The 18,026-nt window shown below is 39.5% G+C and carries 12 protein-coding genes; 3 read left to right on the forward strand and 9 right to left on the reverse strand.

Translation table 11 applies throughout. The features are described from left to right. Positions 1–31 precede the first annotated feature (31 nt). Positions 32–1,240 (reverse strand): glycosyltransferase, encoded by a 1,209-nt coding sequence (locus tag CLI64_RS14280; RefSeq protein ID WP_103137839.1) that lies wholly within the window; start codon positions 1,238–1,240, stop codon positions 32–34. Between the two features lie 196 nt (positions 1,241–1,436). On the opposite strand from CLI64_RS14280, the gene shc reads away from it, so the two are divergent. Further along, a complete protein-coding gene (gene shc / locus CLI64_RS14285) occupies positions 1,437–3,347 on the forward strand; it encodes a squalene--hopene cyclase (protein WP_103137840.1) in 1,911 nt (636 codons plus the stop codon). A 182-nt stretch (positions 3,348–3,529) separates the two neighbouring features. Here shc and CLI64_RS14295 read toward each other — a convergent pair whose 3' ends face one another. Both CLI64_RS14295 and CLI64_RS14300 read right to left on the reverse strand, forming a co-directional pair. Continuing rightward, complete coding sequence (locus CLI64_RS14295) at positions 3,530–4,051, reverse strand: orange carotenoid protein N-terminal domain-containing protein (protein WP_103137842.1); 522 nt, start codon at positions 4,049–4,051, stop codon at positions 3,530–3,532. Between the two features lie 708 nt (positions 4,052–4,759). Next, positions 4,760–5,251, reverse strand: a complete 492-nt coding sequence (locus CLI64_RS14300; protein ID WP_103137843.1) for an orange carotenoid protein N-terminal domain-containing protein — start codon at positions 5,249–5,251, stop codon at positions 4,760–4,762. Positions 5,252–5,618: 367 nt separating this feature from the next. On the opposite strand from CLI64_RS14300, the gene CLI64_RS14305 reads away from it, so the two are divergent. After that, complete coding sequence (locus CLI64_RS14305; RefSeq protein ID WP_103137844.1) at positions 5,619–7,763, forward strand: peptidase domain-containing ABC transporter; 2,145 nt, start codon at positions 5,619–5,621, stop codon at positions 7,761–7,763. A 49-nt stretch (positions 7,764–7,812) separates the two neighbouring features. Here CLI64_RS14305 and CLI64_RS14310 read toward each other — a convergent pair whose 3' ends face one another. Next, complete coding sequence (locus CLI64_RS14310) at positions 7,813–8,184, reverse strand: four helix bundle protein (RefSeq protein ID WP_103137845.1); 372 nt, start codon at positions 8,182–8,184, stop codon at positions 7,813–7,815. Positions 8,185–8,289: 105 nt separating this feature from the next. Beyond that, entirely contained in the window at positions 8,290–11,322 is a 3,033-nt protein-coding gene (locus tag CLI64_RS14315) for a tetratricopeptide repeat protein (protein ID WP_103137846.1), read from the reverse strand. A 354-nt stretch (positions 11,323–11,676) separates the two neighbouring features. On the opposite strand from CLI64_RS14315, the gene CLI64_RS14320 reads away from it, so the two are divergent. Next, the gene (locus CLI64_RS14320) at positions 11,677–11,868 is read left to right on the forward strand and encodes a hypothetical protein (protein WP_103137847.1); all 192 of its coding nucleotides are present in this window, start codon (positions 11,677–11,679) and stop codon (positions 11,866–11,868) included. 347 nt (positions 11,869–12,215) lie between these two features. On the opposite strand, the gene CLI64_RS14325 is transcribed toward CLI64_RS14320, so the two are convergent. From CLI64_RS14325 to CLI64_RS14340, 4 genes are all read right to left on the reverse strand, one after another. Further along, positions 12,216–13,946, reverse strand: a complete 1,731-nt coding sequence (locus tag CLI64_RS14325) for a diflavin flavoprotein (protein ID WP_103137848.1) — start codon at positions 13,944–13,946, stop codon at positions 12,216–12,218. A 124-nt stretch (positions 13,947–14,070) separates the two neighbouring features. Then, the gene (locus CLI64_RS14330; protein WP_103140728.1) at positions 14,071–14,556 is read right to left on the reverse strand and encodes a phosphate-starvation-inducible PsiE family protein; all 486 of its coding nucleotides are present in this window, start codon (positions 14,554–14,556) and stop codon (positions 14,071–14,073) included. Positions 14,557–14,756: 200 nt separating this feature from the next. Next, positions 14,757–16,487, reverse strand: coding sequence for a diflavin flavoprotein (locus CLI64_RS14335; RefSeq protein ID WP_103137849.1), 1,731 nt, complete (start codon positions 16,485–16,487; stop codon positions 14,757–14,759). A gap of 253 nt (positions 16,488–16,740) precedes the next feature. Then, complete coding sequence (locus CLI64_RS14340; RefSeq protein ID WP_103137850.1) at positions 16,741–18,024, reverse strand: capsular biosynthesis protein; 1,284 nt, start codon at positions 18,022–18,024, stop codon at positions 16,741–16,743. Positions 18,025–18,026 lie beyond the last annotated feature (2 nt).

Below are 18,026 nucleotides of genomic sequence, written 5' to 3' on the forward strand. Positions count from 1 at the left end.
ACTGCGCCCGCCACCTAATATTCTGTTTGGGTTAACTTGGATAAACTCTGCCTTTCCATGCGCCGCCGCGTCCTTGCCAATGACGTAATGCAGAATCTATCGTCATTAAGGTGTAAAGAAAAGCGATCGCAGGTAAACTAAAAGCAAATATAAATGAACATCGGTAAAAACGCACTGTTGGAAAATAAGCCAAAGTCATCAACAACCATGTAATTAAACCAGTAAGTGCAATAAATTGATTTCCCAGCAATGCACCTATAAGTAAACCCAGAGGCGGAACTAAATAAATCAACGTCATCGCCACTACAGTTCCCAACAGTAACCAGGGAGAATAATTTAATTGAGTATATGCAGTCCGCGCCACCATATCCCAAATTGTTTGCAAAGATGGATAAGGACGCAGACTGCGAGTTAAAGAACTCAAACCCAGCCAAATTTTTCTAGAAGGAGTTGGGAAAGATGAGGGAGTATTTTTCCCTCTTTCCCAGTCCCCAGTCCCCTTTACAGCTTGTGCTAAGGCGCAGTCATCAATTAAAGCTTGACGGATAGCTGAAATACCGCCGATTCTCTCTAATGCTGAAGCGCGAATCAAAATAGAACCGCCAGCAGCCGCCGCCGTTTTATTTTTAGGATTATTTACCCAACGAAAGGGATAGAGTTTTTGAAAGAAGAAAACAAATGCGGGAATTAATAATTTTTCCCAAAAGCTTTGACATCTTAGCTTCACCATAATGGAAGCTAAATCTAAATCTTCTTGTTCAGCCTGGGCAACTAATCGCCGCAGATTATTGACATCATGTTCAATATCTGCGTCAGTGAGGAAAAAATAATCTGGTGCTAATTTTGTACCGTTTTGAATTCCTTGTTCTACCGCCCAAAGTTTACCAGACCAGCCAGGGGGTAAAGATGCACTAGAAATAATATGTAACTGTTGCGCCTTGTCAACAGCATGGGCAACCCCTTCAGCAAAAGCAGCCGTCCCATCTGTACTATGATCATCTACGAGAAAGACATGAAACTCCCCAGGGTAATCTTGAAGTAAAAGCGATCGCAGTGTAATCGGTAACAATTCCGCCTCATTACGCGCCGGAACAACTACACACACTTTAGGTAAAGATGTTAACACAGGCTCAACCGCTTCTAATTGCGGATCTACTCGCCAAAACTGCCCCCGCAAAGTCAACAACCCCAACCAAATCAATAAAGATAGTAATGTGATTCCCAAGATAAATGCACCCATATTGCTCCTAGTCAACAGTCATTAGTCAGTAGTCATTAGTCATTAGCCAGCACCGGCTAAACGCCGCGCTACCGCTAACGGCACTCACCACTTATTCCCAATAAATCCCTCAAACACAATACAATATTTGCTAAATGCGGGAAAAATTTTTTCTCCGTACTGCCGTATTCATTGCGAAAATATTGAGTAGTATTTAATGCAGACACAAGACAGGGTACAAGTCAATCAACTTGCAGAAGCGATCGCAGCTAGTCAACAATATTTGCTATCACTGCAAAATCCGGCTGGTTACTGGTGGGCTGAGTTGGAGTCTAATGTTACTATCACGGCTGAGGTGGTTTTACTCCATAAAATTTGGGGAACTGATCAAACTAGACCTCTGCATAAAATAGAAGCATATCTGCGTTCTCAGCAACGGCAGCACGGAGGCTGGGAATTATTTTATGATGATGGTGGTGAATTGAGTACGTCTGTTGAGGCGTATATGGCGTTACGGTTGCTGGGTGTGCCAGCTAGTGACCCTGATATGATGCGGGCGCGAGATTTTATTCTCCAACGGGGCGGTATTAGTAAAACTCGCATCTTTACTAAATTTCACTTGGCTTTGGTGGGTTGTTATGACTGGCGTGGTTTGCCTTCTCTACCGGCTTGGGTGATGCTATTACCAAAAGAATTTCCGGTGAATATCTATGAAATGTCAAGTTGGGCGCGTTCTAGCACTGTGCCGTTGTTAATTGTCTTTGACCAAAAACCGGTTTTTGTGACTAATCCCAGCATCAATCTTGATGAGTTATACGCCGAAGGTGTAGAAAATGTCCAGTGGGAGTTACCCCGCAATAATGACTGGACAGATTTATTTCTTACCCTCGATGCGGGATTTAAATTAGCCGAAAGTTTTAATTTTATTCCTTTCCGCGAAGAAGGTATTAAAGCCGCAGAACAATGGATTTTAGAACGCCAAGAAGCAACAGGAGACTGGGGGGGAATTATTCCCGCTATGCTTAACTCTATGTTGGCTTTGCGGTGTCTAAATTATCATGTCAATGATCCCATTGTGGAACGGGGTTTACAAGCCATCGATAACTTTGCCATTGAGACAGAAGATAGTTACTGTGTCCAGCCTTGTGTTTCTCCAGTTTGGGATACAGCTTGGGTAATACGCGCATTTATAGATTCTGGTATTGCCCCAGATCATCCAGCGATCGCTAAAGCAGGAGAATGGTTATTACAAAAGCAAATCCTTGACTATGGTGATTGGATGGTGAAAAATCGCCAAGGGAAACCGGGTGCTTGGGCGTTTGAGTTTGACAATCGATTTTATCCCGATGTAGATGATACAGCTGTAGTAGTTATGGCACTGCACGCCGCCAAGCTACCTAATGAACAATTAAAACAGATGGCTTGCGATCGCGCCTTGAAGTGGGTAGAGTCAATGCAGTGTAAACCTGGTGGTTGGGCAGCTTTTGATATTGACAATGACCAAGATTGGCTCAATGCCATACCCTATGGTGATTTGAAAGCAATGATTGACCCCAATACAGCCGATGTCACCGCTAGAGTTTTAGAAATGCTGGGTTTATGCAATTTATCCATTGCACCCCACAACCTAGAACGGGCGTTAAATTATTTATTAAACGAACAAGAAGCAGAAGGTTGTTGGTTTGGGCGTTGGGGTGTAAATTACATCTATGGGACAAGTGGTGTACTTTCAGCATTAGCTGCAATTTCACCTACAAAATATCAACGTCAAATCGAACGTGGTGCAGCTTGGTTAGTTAGCTGTCAAAACCCTGATGGCGGTTGGGGTGAAACCTGCCAAAGTTACAATGATCCTAGTCTCAAAGGCAAAGGACGCAGCACTGCCTCCCAAACAGCTTGGGCAATCATTGGTTTAATAGCAGCCGGAGAAGCCACCGGTAAATTTACCCGTGAATCTCTAGAAAAAGGAATTAATTATCTAGTATCCACTCAAAAATCTGATGGTAGCTGGTTTGAAGCAGACTTCACAGGTACAGGCTTCCCTTGTCACTTTTATCTCAAATACCACTATTACCAACAATATTTCCCCTTAATTGCCCTGGGTAGATATCAAAAGATTGGGCAATAGGGAATGGGAGAAGAAAGAAGGCAGGGGGGCAGGGGGGCAGGGGGGCAGGGAGAAATGGGGAAATTTTTCTCCCCCTTGCACCCTGCGCCCTGCACCAATTCCTCTTCTATGCCCAAAAAAAAGGGGAAACAAGGTAAAGTACCTAATTTCCCCGTCTTCAGCAACACTGAAATTCTTTATGTTTAGACTTGAGTTTGCAGCACTTGTTTCAAGAAAGAGACTAAATCATCCGTGTCTAATGATTGCAGATTGCTTAAAACTTCTGTAGCTTGGTCTGAGGGGATGTAGTCGTCTGGGATGTCGATAACGGTGCTGCCTAATCGTTGTCCTAAGTAATACCAAAAAGCTAATTTCTCTTCGGCTTTGAGTGCGCCATATTCGCCTGTGGGAATTGTTGTGCCACCTTGGGCTAGTTCTACCATCGCTTTACTCGGATGGGGATCTAATATGGTTTCATCTTGATCATTCCTAGTAGCTGGTAGCAAATCACGCAAAGCAAAAATCTGTTCTTCTGGGGAAACTTGCTGAATTTGGGCTACTAATTCCGCAGCTTTTTGTGTGGGTAATTTATCTATATCACTGGTGGAGATTGTATCACTAACTTGCTCAAACAATGCACCCAATACTACTAGGCGATCGTCTATATCTAATTGCTGGAAATTCGCTGCGGCTTGTTCTACAGGATTAACATTGGTAGAAGTCATAAAGCCCTCCTAAAAGATTATCATCTATTTGTTACTAAGGTGAATGTAATTTTTTACGGATTCAATTTATTTTTAATTTTATTCACCAAGTAAAAAAGTCAACGCCAAAATAAATTCGCCAAATGATTGTATTCACTTCGTTTAAGTTAAAAAAATATCTATGTCTAAAACACTATAAAAAGGCAGACGTAATCACACAAAAAAATAAATTTAAACCAGTCAAAAGGTAGAGGTTTTATTTTCAAATTTAATTTATATTCAAAAATACAAGGCAAAGGGCGTTACGAGCTTTGGGTGCATCTAACCTATCAGAAATTCAAAAATAACAAAAGTAGATATTTAAAAATTATTCTCTTGTTCATTTATAAAAAATAAATTACACAAAAGTAAGTATAAAATTGTCTAACTTTTAAACCTTTATCTCCGTCCCTAAACAAACAAGATACCCGACTTATCAAAAAAGTCGGAAACCTAGACACAGTAAATTACTGCATCCTTCAACTATAGGATTACTATTCGATTTTTAAACAGATAAGTATATAGCTAGGGTGTGTTAGGAGTAAGCCGTAACGCTCCCAGGGGATTGATAGTAGGTGTGTTAGCAACAGCGTAACACACCCTACATATACTTATATTTTTTCTCCAAACCAAATTAGATTTTTATACTTTAATGAGTCAGAGAAAAAATACCAAGTTGAAACTTTTTTGTTAAATCTCAGCACCAGGTTTTGGTTCAGCACCCATTGGGGAAACATAGTCACGGAAAAGTGTAATTTGCTTTTCAAATGACAACGTTTTGATTCCATCTAAAAGCTCTTCTGCTTCATCAGAAAGTTCATAATCACCAGGCATCGGCACAATAGTATTATCGTCCATACCTTGAGCTAAACGATACCAAAATAGTAGTTTGGTTGTATCACTCAATGAGCCGTATTGACGACTGAGTCGATTATCTACACGGTTGATTAAATCGCGTTGTAACTGCAATTGTTCTTCATGGCTTAATTCTAGAACTTGATTAAATAAACCTTCAGCAATTTCTGGAGAAGCAGTGCTAGCATTAGGTGCTGCTGGTGTAACCGATTCACCCATTTCTGTGTAGATAAACCAGAATAAAGCCAACTGTTCGTCTGTATCTAATTGTCGCCATGCTTGAATATGTTGGCGAATAGTTGGATCACCAGTTTGTGTAAAAGTCATAATGATTGCGGTTGTGATTATTTCATTAGCAACCCTAACAAGTCTCAGTGAGGTTTAAAACCATACCCAAGATATAATTACGCTCATCAGAAAGTAGAATTGTCTATCAGTATTTATAGATAATTTACTGGCGTAGGAAGGTAACAAGGAAGAGGGAACCGGGAACAGGAAACAGAAAAGCACAGGTAAGACTTTTCATAGCCAAACATAAAAAAGCGACTAATATTTTTACTCAGCACTCACTACTCACTAGTCATTACTCAGCACTCACTCACCATCATTGCTGCTTTTCATGAGAAAATCTCAGCAACAAACACGAAAAGTGTTGTGTATACATCCTCCCTACTCCCTATTTTCAGACAGTGTTATGGCTTATCAACTCGTTCGTCAGTTCAGCGAAGAAGATTGTGGAGCAGCTTGTCTGGCTACAGTAGCCAAGCACTACGGGCGTATACTGAGTATGAGCCGTGTTCGTGAGGCTGTAGGTACAGGACAACTGGGTACTTCTTTATTAGGGCTAAAACGAGGTTCGGAAGTTTTAGGATTTAATGCTAGGGGTGTAAGAGTTGCCATAGAAATTTTAGAACAACTACATCAGCTATCTTTACCAGCGATTATTCATTGGCAAGGTAATCATTGGGTAGTTTTATATGGCAAAAAAGGAAAGTGGTTTATTATAGCTGATCCGGCTGTTGGGGTGCGTTATCTCACCAAAGATGAATTATTAGCGGGTTGGGGAAATCGCCTCATGCTTTTACTTGAGCCGGATAATATCCGCTTTTTTAGTCAACCCCATGAGAATTTAAGTAAGTTTCAGCGTTTTTTGCAGCCTGTATGGAATAATCGCGCTATTCTGACAGAAGCTTTTTTACTTAACATTTTTTTGGGATTGCTATCCTTAATTTATCCTTTTTTATTACAGTTACTCACTGATGAAGTGTTAGTACGTGGAGATAATCAATTATTAACAACAGTGATGATTGCTGCTGTTGTCATGAATTTGATGAGTAGTATTGTCAGACTAGTACAATCAAATTTAATTACCCACTTTTCTCAAAAATTGCAACTAGGATTAGTGCTGGAGTTTGGGAAGCAAATTCTTCAGTTACCACTGATATATTATGAGTCGCATCGTAGTGGTGAAGTTATTAGTCGTTTGCGGGATATCCAAGAAATTAATCAGTTAGTTTCTCAATCAGTGATTGGATTACCCAGTCAACTATTTATTGCTGTAGTATCTCTAGTTTTTATGTTTTTTTACAGTGGTAAATTGACAATTATGGCATTAATATTTGCCATCTTAATGTCAGTGTCAACTGTGATTTTTTTACCACTTCTGCAACAAAAAACTCGTTCTTTATTAGTTTTAGAAGCTGAAAATCAAGGAATTTTAGTTGAAACTTTTAAAAGTGCTATTACTCTCAAGAGTGCAACTATAGCTCCCCAGTTATGGGAAGAGTTGCAAGAACAATTTGGTAAACTAGCAAATTTGGCATTGAAAACTATACAAATTTCCACAATTAATAATGTCTTTTCGAGTCTAGTATTAGCAACGAGTAGCGTAATTTTATTGTGGTTTGGTAGTAGTTTAGCCATTACACGAGAAATAACTTTTGGGCAATTATTAGCATTCAATAGTATGAATGGAAATTTCCTGAGCTTTATTGGTGCGTTAATTGGCTTTTCTAATGCGATTGTCCAAGCGAAAACTTCATTGCAGCGTTTAGAAGATGTTATTGATACAACGCCTGAAAGCCAAGGTAATGAACAAAAATCTTGGGTAAAAATTTCTGCTAATGCTGATATTGTTTGTACTAATTTAAAGTTTCACTATGCAGGTAGAGTAGATTTATTACAAGACTTTTCTATCACCATTCCTGGAGGTAAAGTAATTGCTATAGTAGGTCAATCTGGTTGTGGCAAAAGTACCTTAGCTAAGTTGATTTCAGGGCTTTATACTCTACAGTCTGGTAATATTAGAATAGGTGATTATAATTTGCCAGATATTGCTCTAGAAAATTTGCGTCAGCAAGTTGTATTAGTTCCTCAAGATGCACAATTTTGGAGTCGTTCTATTGTTGATAATTTTCGCTTAAGTATCCCAGAAATTACTTTTGAAGAGATAGTTAAAGCTTGTAAAATTACAGGTGCAGACGAATTTATTAGTTATCTACCAGATAAATATCAAACTGTCTTGGGTGAATTTGGTGCTAATCTTTCTGGTGGACAGCGTCAGAGATTAGCTATAGCGAGAGCAATTGTTGGTAATCCACCTATTCTAATTATGGATGAATCTACAGGTTCTATTGACCCATCTAGTGAATCAAGATTACTAGAGCAATTATTGAGCGATCGCAGTGGTAAAACTACAATTATGATTACTCATCGTCTCCATGTCATGCAACGTGCAGATTGGATAATTGTCCTTGATGAAGGACGATTGATTGGAGAAGGTACTTTTGCAGATTTAACAGCATCAGTAAAAAAGCCTTTGTCTTTTTTAGGGATGTAAGAGTAATGAGTAATGAGTAATGAGTAATGAGTAATGAGTAGATTATTTTTTATTTGTCTTTCAATTTGTTGATTGAAGTTGTTAATATCTTAATAATTTTTTCGTTCTCTTCTATCAGATTTTGAAATTTTAATTCGGACACCAACTCAGACTTTATCATTATTTTTATCCAATAAAGGGTTTCATTAGCTTCTTTTAAAGCTATAGAATACTTATTGATGAAGTCTTTATTTGATTGTGCATATTTAGCTTCTGAACAGTTTGCACCTATTGATGTCCCACTTCTTAAAAATTGTTGAGACAAAATTTTACCCGCGTCGTCAAAAGGTCTTTTATTTAGCTCGGAATAAGCTTTGATAACTCTTATTGCAAATTTTTCTGTTCTTTCTTGAATACTGATATTTGCGTTATAATTAATCATGAGCAAAAAAGACTTTTGTAGTTAAATTTTACTTAATAAGTAATGAGTATTTATTCATTACTCATTACTCATTACTCATTACTTAATCACCCTGCACCCCTAAAATTACAACCCATTCCCAATTAAGATAAATGAAGCCCAATAATAGGGGTGTTGAAATTGGCTATTTGCTGCTGTTAATAATTGCAGTTGTGCGTTGCGTAAAGCTTCAGATTTAGTGATTTTTCCAGTTTTTAAATTTGCGTAAAACGCATCCATTAAGGCTTGTGTTCCACCATCGGAAACAGCCCAAAGAGAAGCAACAGAAGCTTTAGCACCTGTAAGCTGGATTTGATATCCTAAACCGAGAATTTCTTGTCCGTTACCTAATTGTTTACCTAAGCCAGTTTGACAAGCACTTAACACTACTAAATCGACATTAGGTAAAGACCAATTTTCTATATCTTTGAGGGTGACGCGTTCACCATCACCAAAAAGAATAAATGAATCTTCAGGATCACCACTAACTAACATTCCATGTGTAGCTAAATGTACAATTTTGTAGTCATTCATCTGGGGAATGACTACTTTAGTGCTGAATTCTTTATCTAATAAAATCTTTGTGTCTTTGATTGTTTTTGCTAAGTTTTCGACCTCAGTTTTCGCAAATTCTAACCCACTCAATACCTCTTTTCTTTCTCCAACAGCTACTTGATAATCACCTTTGGTAAAGGCTGCGGCTAGTGTGGGTAAGGAGGCTGGGGTTTTGTTGTTTAATTTTGTCAAACTAGCAGCAGTGATATTATTCACAATATACTTTTCAACTAGCCAGTTTTTCCCATCATATAATGCTGCTAACGGTATATATCTGAGTTTACTATCTGGAGCATAGATAATTGCTTGAGCATTAGCTTGTTTGAGGTCATTTTCTATGGGTTTAATTAGCCAATTATATAATTTACTCGCTGGGGTTTTACTATCTTTGTAAGGTACAACTATCGTTTGGCGAAATTCCGCAATTGTCTGATTTAATTCTGTGGCTTTGACTGCGACTGGACGATGAATTGGGGGTGAATCAGCAGTTACTACAACTAACTCTAGTCTGTCTTCTAGAACTAAGGGATATAATAAAACCGCTTGTTGATTTAACTGACGTAAATTATCTCGTAGTGAGTTGAGTTGACGTAAGCTTAAGTTTTCCTGCCCAGAATTTGCAGATAGTTGCTGTACTAGGGCGACTACAGCCGGATTTTTGGTAAATTTATTAAACTCAGCTGCAATTGTTTGTTCTAATTTCACTAATTCTGTAAGACGTTTTTCCTGTGCTGGTGTACGTGAACTTTGGGGAATTTTACGCAGATTTGTGAGTTCTTGTCCCAAGGCGATCGCTTTATCTTGAATCGCGCTATATTTTTGTGTAATGTCTTGTTCTTGTGGCTTTAATGGTAGATTTTGTGGTGCGGGTGTTTCTGTATTTGTTCCCCGTTGTCCATTATTAACTACGGCTGTTTTCTTGGGTGTACTGCGTTGAGTTCCTATAAAGTCATTCATTTCTTGGATTTTAAGTAAATCCAAAACTTGCTGTGCTTCACTGGGGCGATTTTGTTTGAGTAATAAATCAGCTAAACGGCGATATCTTTCGGCAACGGTTTCTGTATATGATTGTTGAATATTAGTGGGTAAAACACGCAAATTTTGCCGAATTACTTCTGTTAAATTGACTGATTGTTTATAAAATGCAATGGCTAGCTGTGGTTGATTTTGTGCAGATAGGCTATCAGCTAAAAACTTCAGGGTTGTAGCTTCACTGGCTTTATCACTAACTTCCCGATGTATGGCTAAAGCTTGCTGATATAGTTCCCCAGCTTTGGCGAGTTGGTTTTGTTGTTGATAGATTTGTCCTACATTACTTATTGTCACACCTTCACCAGTGCGATCGCCTACTTGTTTATAAATAGTTAAGGCTTGTTGATTTAACTCAATGGCTTGGGGATATTTACCTTGCTCACTTTGTACCCTAGCTATATTATTCAGTGTGACTGCTACGCCTGGTTGATAGTTGTTTTCCTTATAGATATTGAGTGCTTGTTGATAAAGTTTTAAAGCTTGCTCATATTTACCCAAATTAGCATAAATTTGCCCAATATTATTTAAATTTACTGCCCTACCTTGGAACTGAAATGAGTCTTTACCAAAAGCCTCCCCTACAACAGCACGACTACTAAATTGCTGTACGGCTTGAGAATTTTGACCCAGATAATCGTATAGTAATTTAATATCTTGCTTATTTAGTTCCTCAGAATTTGTACTACCTAGTCGTTGATATATATTGGCTGACTTCTCTGCTAGTTCCAAAGACTTTTGATACTGCCCCAAACTAAAATAAACACCCGCTAAATTATTCATAGTTGCTGCTTGTGTACCCAGATAATTAGAGCAGCATTCCTGTAGACTATTTAAAGCTTGTTGATAGGCATCTAAAGCTTGAGTATAGTTACCCAAATTAACGTGAACAACACCAATATTATTAAGAGTTTGAATACTGCCAATTTTATCATTACTGGCTTTTTGGAGAGCTAAACTTTGTTGATAAAAATCCAAGGCTTTAGCATATTGTCCCAGGCGAAAATAAACCGCACCTACATCACCCAGGATAATTTTTTCACTGCTAGTATAACTAGAGTCTGTAGAGTTAGTAGCTTTCAATTCCTTGATAATGGCTAAAGCACTTTGGTATGTTTCTATAGCTTTAACATTCTGCCCCAAATTGACATAAATTTCACCCATATAAGAAAGGGGTATCCATTCATTTTGTTTGTCACGGGTTTTTCTGTGAATCTCTAAAGACGATTGAAAATACTCCAGTGCTTTAGGATATTCGCCTTGACGAAAATATACATAGCCGATGTTAACAAGGGCGTTAGCTTCTCCAGCTGCTGCACCATATTTTCTGAACATAGCTAACGCCTGTTGGAATTGCGTTAAGGCGGCTTGTAGTTCATTTAACCCAACAAAGTCTTTATAAATCACACCCTCAGCATTATTATTCAGCATAATTGCTTCTGTGATTTGTTCTTCTGCTGTGGGTGTTGGTGCTTGTGCTAGCGAGGGGGAAGCCAAAACCAGGATCAACGTGAGGGGAATTATAGGAAGTCTCATATGTGTATTAATAACAACAAGATGCTTCCTATGATAGTTGGGAGTTATTCTAACTGTAAGGTGGGTGAACGGAGTGCTGAGTGCTGAGTAATGAGTAATGAGTAATGAGTAATGAGTGGTAAATGAAGTTTTTCTTCCCCTGCACCCCTGCCCCCTTGCCATCAACACCATAGTATGCGTTCTTAGTTAGAAGTCTCTGGACTCTGGAACTTAAGGCATACTATCGCAGTCACTTATCATACAGACCGTAACATATTAGAGTAAATGATTTAAATGACACAATCATTTAACAAAGCTTAAAGTTGCTTTATCATATTACTTACCGAAGGTGTGAGTTGTGGAACTTAAATAGCGATGACTACTTGTATATCTACTACTGCTGAACGTGAAACTCAATCTGTTCGAGTCCGCGAACTAACCAAAACTTGTTATCAAGGTGATCAACAAGTCAAATTTATGAGCTTGCAAGCAGAAGTTGACTCTCTGTTGTTGCAACTGCAAAGCATCAAAGAACAGCGTTTAGCTACCACTAGCGCAGAATCATAAGATCAATTTTTTTAGCGATCGCCGAGCTTTCATCTTGCTTAATCGCAATCTCTATTGCTTTAAGGAGCAAATTTACACTCAACCGACAGGCGATCGCTCAACCCAATCATTAAAAATTTGTTAAATCTGTATATCAATTTACCATTACTTCAAATAAAAAACCAGAAACGGTAAGGAAATCTTTACATTTCTGGTTTTTAGTTTTTTGAGGGTGCAGAGGAGGCAGAGGAGGCAGGGGGGCAGGGAGCAGGGGAAGAAAAACTTCACTCAGCATCAGTTAAACGCCCCACTACCGCTAACATCACTCATTACTCATTACTTATTACTCATTACTCAGCATTTACCCTCTAAAAATAACTACCTGATTTCCGATGTTCTATGGCCGTCACCCCGTCACCTTCTAACACTTCCCCTTTATCGATTACGGCATAAATCAAATATCTATCACCACATTCGAGTTGATTGATGACTGTACATTCCAGATAGGCTAAAGCTTCAGTCAGAATTAAACAACCATTGTCGGCTGTTTTGGTTTCTAGGTGGGCAAAGGGATTATCACCTAATGTGCTTTGACGAGAAAAATAACGCCGGACGTTTTTACCTTCTTTGAGGATATTCAGCACAAACTTATCGCCAGGATGACGCATTAAATCGGCGTTTTGCTCTTGGGCAATAGCCAGCATAATTCCTGGGGGATTAAAGGTGGCTTGGGAGATCCAAGAAGTTAAAATACCTTTGTGATGATCTTGGTCGCGAGTGGTGACAACACACAAAGAACCAATGATTCGCCCTACAGCTTGTTCAGTGCGGTCAATTTGTGCTTCTGTGACGGCTTGGCGAGTGGTGCGTAATTTCTTGGTTTTCTTTAAGGTTTGGGCAAAGTTTGCGCCTGCTGTCTGACAGGCTTGTAATATCTCTGATGTTGGAGTGAAGCGGACGCGAATTGTGTCAAATCCTAAACGATAGTTAGCGTCTTTGAGCTTATTTTCAATTAAATCAACAGCTTCACCACTCCAACCATAAGAACCAAAGACCCCAGCTAACTTAGTTTTTGCAGCTGTAGAAAGAACTATACCCAAAGCCGTTTGAATTTGTGTAGGTGCATGACCTCCAAGCGTGGGAGAACCAATAATAAAACCGTCGCAAGCTTCGATAATGCGCGTGATTTCTGCTGGTTCTGTTAGTTCGCAGTTAATTGACTCTACATTAATGCCATTGTCAATTAAACCTTGAGCGATCGCCTGGGCTAAAATTGCTGTATTCCCATAGGCAGAAGCATACAGTAACGCTACAGTTAAATCCTGTGATTTCTGTGCTTGACACCATTGACGATAATCGTGACTAAACCGACTCAAACTATAGCGAATCACTGCCCCATGAGCAGGTGCATAACATTTAGCACCTAAATTAGTCAACTTATCTAACGCTAATTCTACTTGTTTAGCTTGGGGTGCATGGAGACAATCAAAGTAATAACGCCGTTCTGCCTCTAACTTTTTCCAGTCTTCATCAAATAAAGTATCCTCACAGATATGTGCGCCAAAAAACTTATCTGTATAGAGAATTTTCGTAGCTGGGTCATAGGTACATAAACCATCTGGCCATCGGGGAGTCGGAACAGTAATAAAACTGAGGCGATGTCCTTGTCCTAAATCTAGGGTGTCTTCCCAACGCACAGCTTGAATGCGTGACTCCCATTCGGGAAAAGTGGACTTGAGAACATTAGCAGCCGGACGGGAACAAATGAGAGTCACTTGGGGTGCTTGCGCTAACAATGCCTTTAAAGTGGCAGTACGGTTAGGGTTAACGTGACCGAGAATAATGTAATTGAGGCTGTAAAAATGGAGATGTTGGGCGAGTTGATCAAGAAAAATGTTCGTAAAAGATTCCCCAGGCGGGTCAATTAAAGCAGTTTTGTCACCTTGGATGAGATAAGAATTGGCTGTAGTTCCCTTTTGACGGGAATACTCAACCTCAAATTTTAATCTTTCCCAAGTACGCGATCGCAACACCAATGTATTCTGACCAATTTCTGCAACCTGTACATCTCTGGGACGAATGTTAGTTGATATAGTCATGGTTTTAATTCAAAATTCAAAATTAAATAATTCTGGGCATGGGGCATTGGATATTGGGAACGGGAATAAAAATCTACCCTGTCTACCTTGTCTACTTAATCCCCAATCCCCAATCCCCAGTCCCTCACTTACCACGGTTCTTGTAACGTTGAGACACCTGTTGTTCTGGGTCGATACCTTCAAAAGTTGGGGGTAGCCAGACTCGTACTACTAAAAGTATGCCGAGAACTAAAAGAAAGGCGCAGGTTGCTAAAACTTGACTCCAAGAAATTTCTAGTACACCTTTGACGATAATTTCTCGTAAGACGGACACAATAGAAACTTCCACTGCTACGCCAATAGATATGCGTTGTTCTTGGAGGTAAATAATCAATAGGCGAAATAATTCGACTAAAATCAGCAGAAACAAAATATCTGCGGTGACAATGTGAAAGTCTAAAGGGGGAAGCAGGGAGAGAAACATATCTCGCACCTGAATCACCATGAAGCTAAATAATCCCATACAAAGGGAGATGACAATCACATCTTGAATCAGTTCCAAACTGCGGACAATGCGACTCCGATTGATTTCGTACAGAGAAATTGGGTTATCTTCTACAGATTTATACATGGTGGTGGGAATGGGGATTGGGGACTGGGGATTGGGCATTGGGAATCGGGCATTCTAATACCAATTCTCCAAAATTAAGAAACAGATGCAAAGCTTGAAACCAAGATGGTATCTGACTTTCTTAATTGCGTTAGCGTAGCGGGACGAAGTCCATTGCGAATTGCGAATTGCGAATTGCGAATTGTGATAACTTTTGCCTTCTAATAATGATTGCCGACTTTGCGATGATGAACGGCGGTGAGGGCGTTGATGTCTGCGACTCTACCATTTTGGACTGTGCTGTAAATTATCCAGTGGTCGCCGCAGTCTATGCGACTGCTGATTTCACATTCCATGTAGGCTAAGGCTTCGGCGAGAATGGGCGCGCCGTTATTAGCAGGATAGGTTTTCACTCCGGCGAAGCGGTCTGCACCAGGGGGAAAACGTTTGAGGAAATGTCTCATTAATCCTTGATAGTTGCCTTCTGCTAGGACATTTAACACGAAGCGATCGCCTATTTGCATTAAAGATTCAATGGCGCGTTCTTTACCTACTGCTACCGCTACACCTAACGGGTTGAGACTGGCTTGTGTCACCCAGGAGGCAAACATGGCACTTTGAATTTCGCCTTTTTTGGTCGTGATAATATACAATCCCCCACTAATCCGACCCAGGGCTTTTTCTAATTCACTGTTAATTGATTTGATTTGTTTGATATTGCGATCGCGGGTCAACCATTGCCCCATATCTGTCCCCGCTTCATCACACAGTTTTTCTAGGCTTTGGCTAGGAGTTTCTTTAACTAAAATCGGGGGAAAGGCTTCTACTAAACCCAATTCTTGTAACTTATTGCGTAGGGGATAAATTGGTTCATCTTCTCCCCCGCCGGATTCTAATAAACCAATAGCTTGCTTTTGATGCACCGCCGCCAAAATGGTACTTAAAGCTGCTTGTGCATTCATCGCCGATTGGGAGGGCATGGCAATAATTAATCCGGCTGCTTGTGCAACTATTTCTCTAACTTCTTGCAGTTCAGCACTATTTAAATCAATCAGTTCTACAGCCACCCCCGCCTTTGTACAGCCATGCCCAATATTACGGACTAAATGCTCACTGTAACCGTAATCTTCAGCATAAAATAAAGCCACTAATTTCTCAGTTTTGGCTTGTTCTAAACTCCAAGTTTGATATTTTTCGATCCAAGCTGGAATGTGATGCTGTAATAAAGGCCCGTGTCCTGTAGCTATTGTTTTAATTTCTAATTTTTCAATTCGCTTTAAAGCTGCTAAAACTGACCGGGCATTTGGCCCCATCAGACAATCATAGTAATACTGAAAATCTGCTTCCACTGCCGCAAAATTTTCATCATAGGTATGATCATCGCAGTAGTGCATTCCAAACACATCGCAGGTGTAGAGAATGCCTGTTTGATAGTCGTAGGTAAAAATTGTGTCAGGCCAATGTAAGTTAGGCGCGGAAATAAATTCTAACTCGTGACCTTTACCTAAATCTAGGCGATCGCCATTTTTCACCACTATTGATTTAAATGGCTGGTGAACCATATTCTCTAAAAACTGCATAGCCACCTTAGCACCAACCACCGTGATATCAGGGGCTAACTGCAAAATATCTTTGACTAAGCCACTATGGTCTGGTTCTGTGTGGCTAATAATTAAGTAATCTATTTGATTGGGATTAATTAATCCCGTAATTAACTCTAGATATAACTGCTCGAATTTTCTATGGGAAGTATCAACTAAAGCAATCTTTTCACCTTGAATTAAAAAAGAATTATAGGTAGTGCCGTTGCGTAATCCAAACTCAATATCAAACCGTTCACGATCCCAATCCAAACAACGGATACCTATAGTTTCTCCGGCTATTTCTACAGTTTCTACTGTCAAAAGCCCAGAATTAGAAAGATTTTGAATATTTGCTGTGAGTGCTACCATTGGGTTTCTCCAAAAATTAATATCTGGAGTTGATTTTGCTTTCTTCTATATTTACCCAAGAATATAAAATGGTAAAATGCCAATCTCTAAAGCTATCGATTAGAAATATTTATCATCAAAAAATATGTCAATTAGTTTAGATTAAAACTAATTAACTATTGAAATTAATCAATGTTTACTATAAGAATCCGACTTTATTATTAAAGTTACTTGTGTAGGTAGGGAAAAATCAACACTCAACACTCAACACTCATTAAACATACTTGTCCTTAGAGCCAATACCCATAACGACTAATCCTTGCCAGTATAGGTAAACTAAAATCTCTAAATTTTCCCCAAAAGTATAGAGAAACAAAATCATTAAAATACTCAAGCCAACTTTAGCGGCGGGACGTTTGGGATCTAAAGACTTAATTAACAAATCAACAAAACTTACGCCCATTGGTATAGCTAAAGCAATAAACCCGACAATTCCTTTAACAAACAATACACCTGCCCAAGTATGGTGAGAACCAATAGGCATATGTTCCACAAGGTGAGGGCCGTCTTCAACTACCCCATGTCCCCAAATTGGTGCTTCAGTATGCCAACGATAAACTGCAATCCGTTTTAAAGCCATCCTTACCCGTGTCGAACCTGCCCTTGCAGCCTTAAAACCGTCCCAAAAATTATTAAAAGCCAGAATAATCGATGGTGAGAAAATACCCCCCAGGTAACTAGAGATTCCTAGGCCAATCAGGATCATGGGGCGAGTCAGTCCAGATAAAACCGTTGTGAGCAACGGAATCGCCACAATACAAACCTGAGCCATACGGGACTTGCAAACGAAGCACATGAGGATAGATCCGATTAGGCCAAACCATCGCCACTTTTGATTTTTTTCTTGCAACGCCAGCATAAAATTAACATTGCCGACAAAACCTAAAGCTGGCCCCCAAGGAGTAAATAACCGCCAACGCAAATCACCCGTACTACCATCAATTTCATAGAGAGGGACATCAAAAAATTCATTACCCGGCCCCCCAACCGCTTTGAGTGGAGAGACATACAAGATTTGGGGTAAATGAAGAGAAGGAGTTAATAATAAAAAGGGAGTTATTATCAGAGTATGAAACCCAACAACACAAACAGCTCGATAAATAATTTGTGGACGAATCTTTAAACAACCAGCCAAAGGATAAAGAGCCAATGCTGCCCAACCTTTTGCCCAACCAATAGAAGATTTAATAATTAAACCAGTGGGCAAATTATAGTCCATATGCCCCGCTATTAATGCTACTTCCATTGCCAACATCCCAGCAATCCATACCCAGATAGACCAGGGAATAGAAATTTTCTCCTCTGGTGGGGTGTCTTTTGTTTGTGCCAGGACTTTAATTAAGAGAAATGCAAACAGCACCCAACACAAAACAGACCCAACAACATATAGTCCACCAAAAACCCAAATAATGTAGGTGTTAGCGATCGCCCACCATATCACTTTTTCCGGTACGTTCTCCGGCTGAATATCATGCTCTAACTTAAAAAATTTTTTCATCA

It is taken from the genome of Nostoc sp. CENA543, assembly GCF_002896875.1.
In the GTDB taxonomy this organism is placed as follows: domain Bacteria; phylum Cyanobacteriota; class Cyanobacteriia; order Cyanobacteriales; family Nostocaceae; genus Trichormus.

Bases quoted from the DNA above. Each gene is read 5' to 3' on its own strand.
- CLI64_RS14310 (WP_103137845.1), bottom strand. From the start codon at position 8,184: ATGATTAATTATAACGCAAATATCAGTATTCAAGAAAGAACAGAAAAA.
- CLI64_RS14330 (WP_103140728.1), bottom strand. From the start codon at position 14,556: ATGTATAAATCTGTAGAAGATAACCCAATTTCTCTGTACGAAATCAAT.
- CLI64_RS14300 (WP_103137843.1), bottom strand. From the start codon at position 5,251: ATGACTTTTACACAAACTGGTGATCCAACTATTCGCCAACATATTCAA.
- CLI64_RS14325 (WP_103137848.1), bottom strand. From the start codon at position 13,946: ATGACTATATCAACTAACATTCGTCCCAGAGATGTACAGGTTGCAGAA.
- CLI64_RS14335 (WP_103137849.1), bottom strand. From the start codon at position 16,487: ATGGTAGCACTCACAGCAAATATTCAAAATCTTTCTAATTCTGGGCTT.
- shc (WP_103137840.1), top strand. From the start codon at position 1,437: ATGCAGACACAAGACAGGGTACAAGTCAATCAACTTGCAGAAGCGATC.
- CLI64_RS14295 (WP_103137842.1), bottom strand. From the start codon at position 4,051: ATGACTTCTACCAATGTTAATCCTGTAGAACAAGCCGCAGCGAATTTC.
- CLI64_RS14340 (WP_103137850.1), bottom strand. From the start codon at position 18,024: ATGAAAAAATTTTTTAAGTTAGAGCATGATATTCAGCCGGAGAACGTA.
- CLI64_RS14320 (WP_103137847.1), top strand. From the start codon at position 11,677: ATGACTACTTGTATATCTACTACTGCTGAACGTGAAACTCAATCTGTT.
- CLI64_RS14305 (WP_103137844.1), top strand. From the start codon at position 5,619: ATGGCTTATCAACTCGTTCGTCAGTTCAGCGAAGAAGATTGTGGAGCA.
- CLI64_RS14315 (WP_103137846.1), bottom strand. From the start codon at position 11,322: ATGAGACTTCCTATAATTCCCCTCACGTTGATCCTGGTTTTGGCTTCC.
- CLI64_RS14280 (WP_103137839.1), bottom strand. From the start codon at position 1,240: ATGGGTGCATTTATCTTGGGAATCACATTACTATCTTTATTGATTTGG.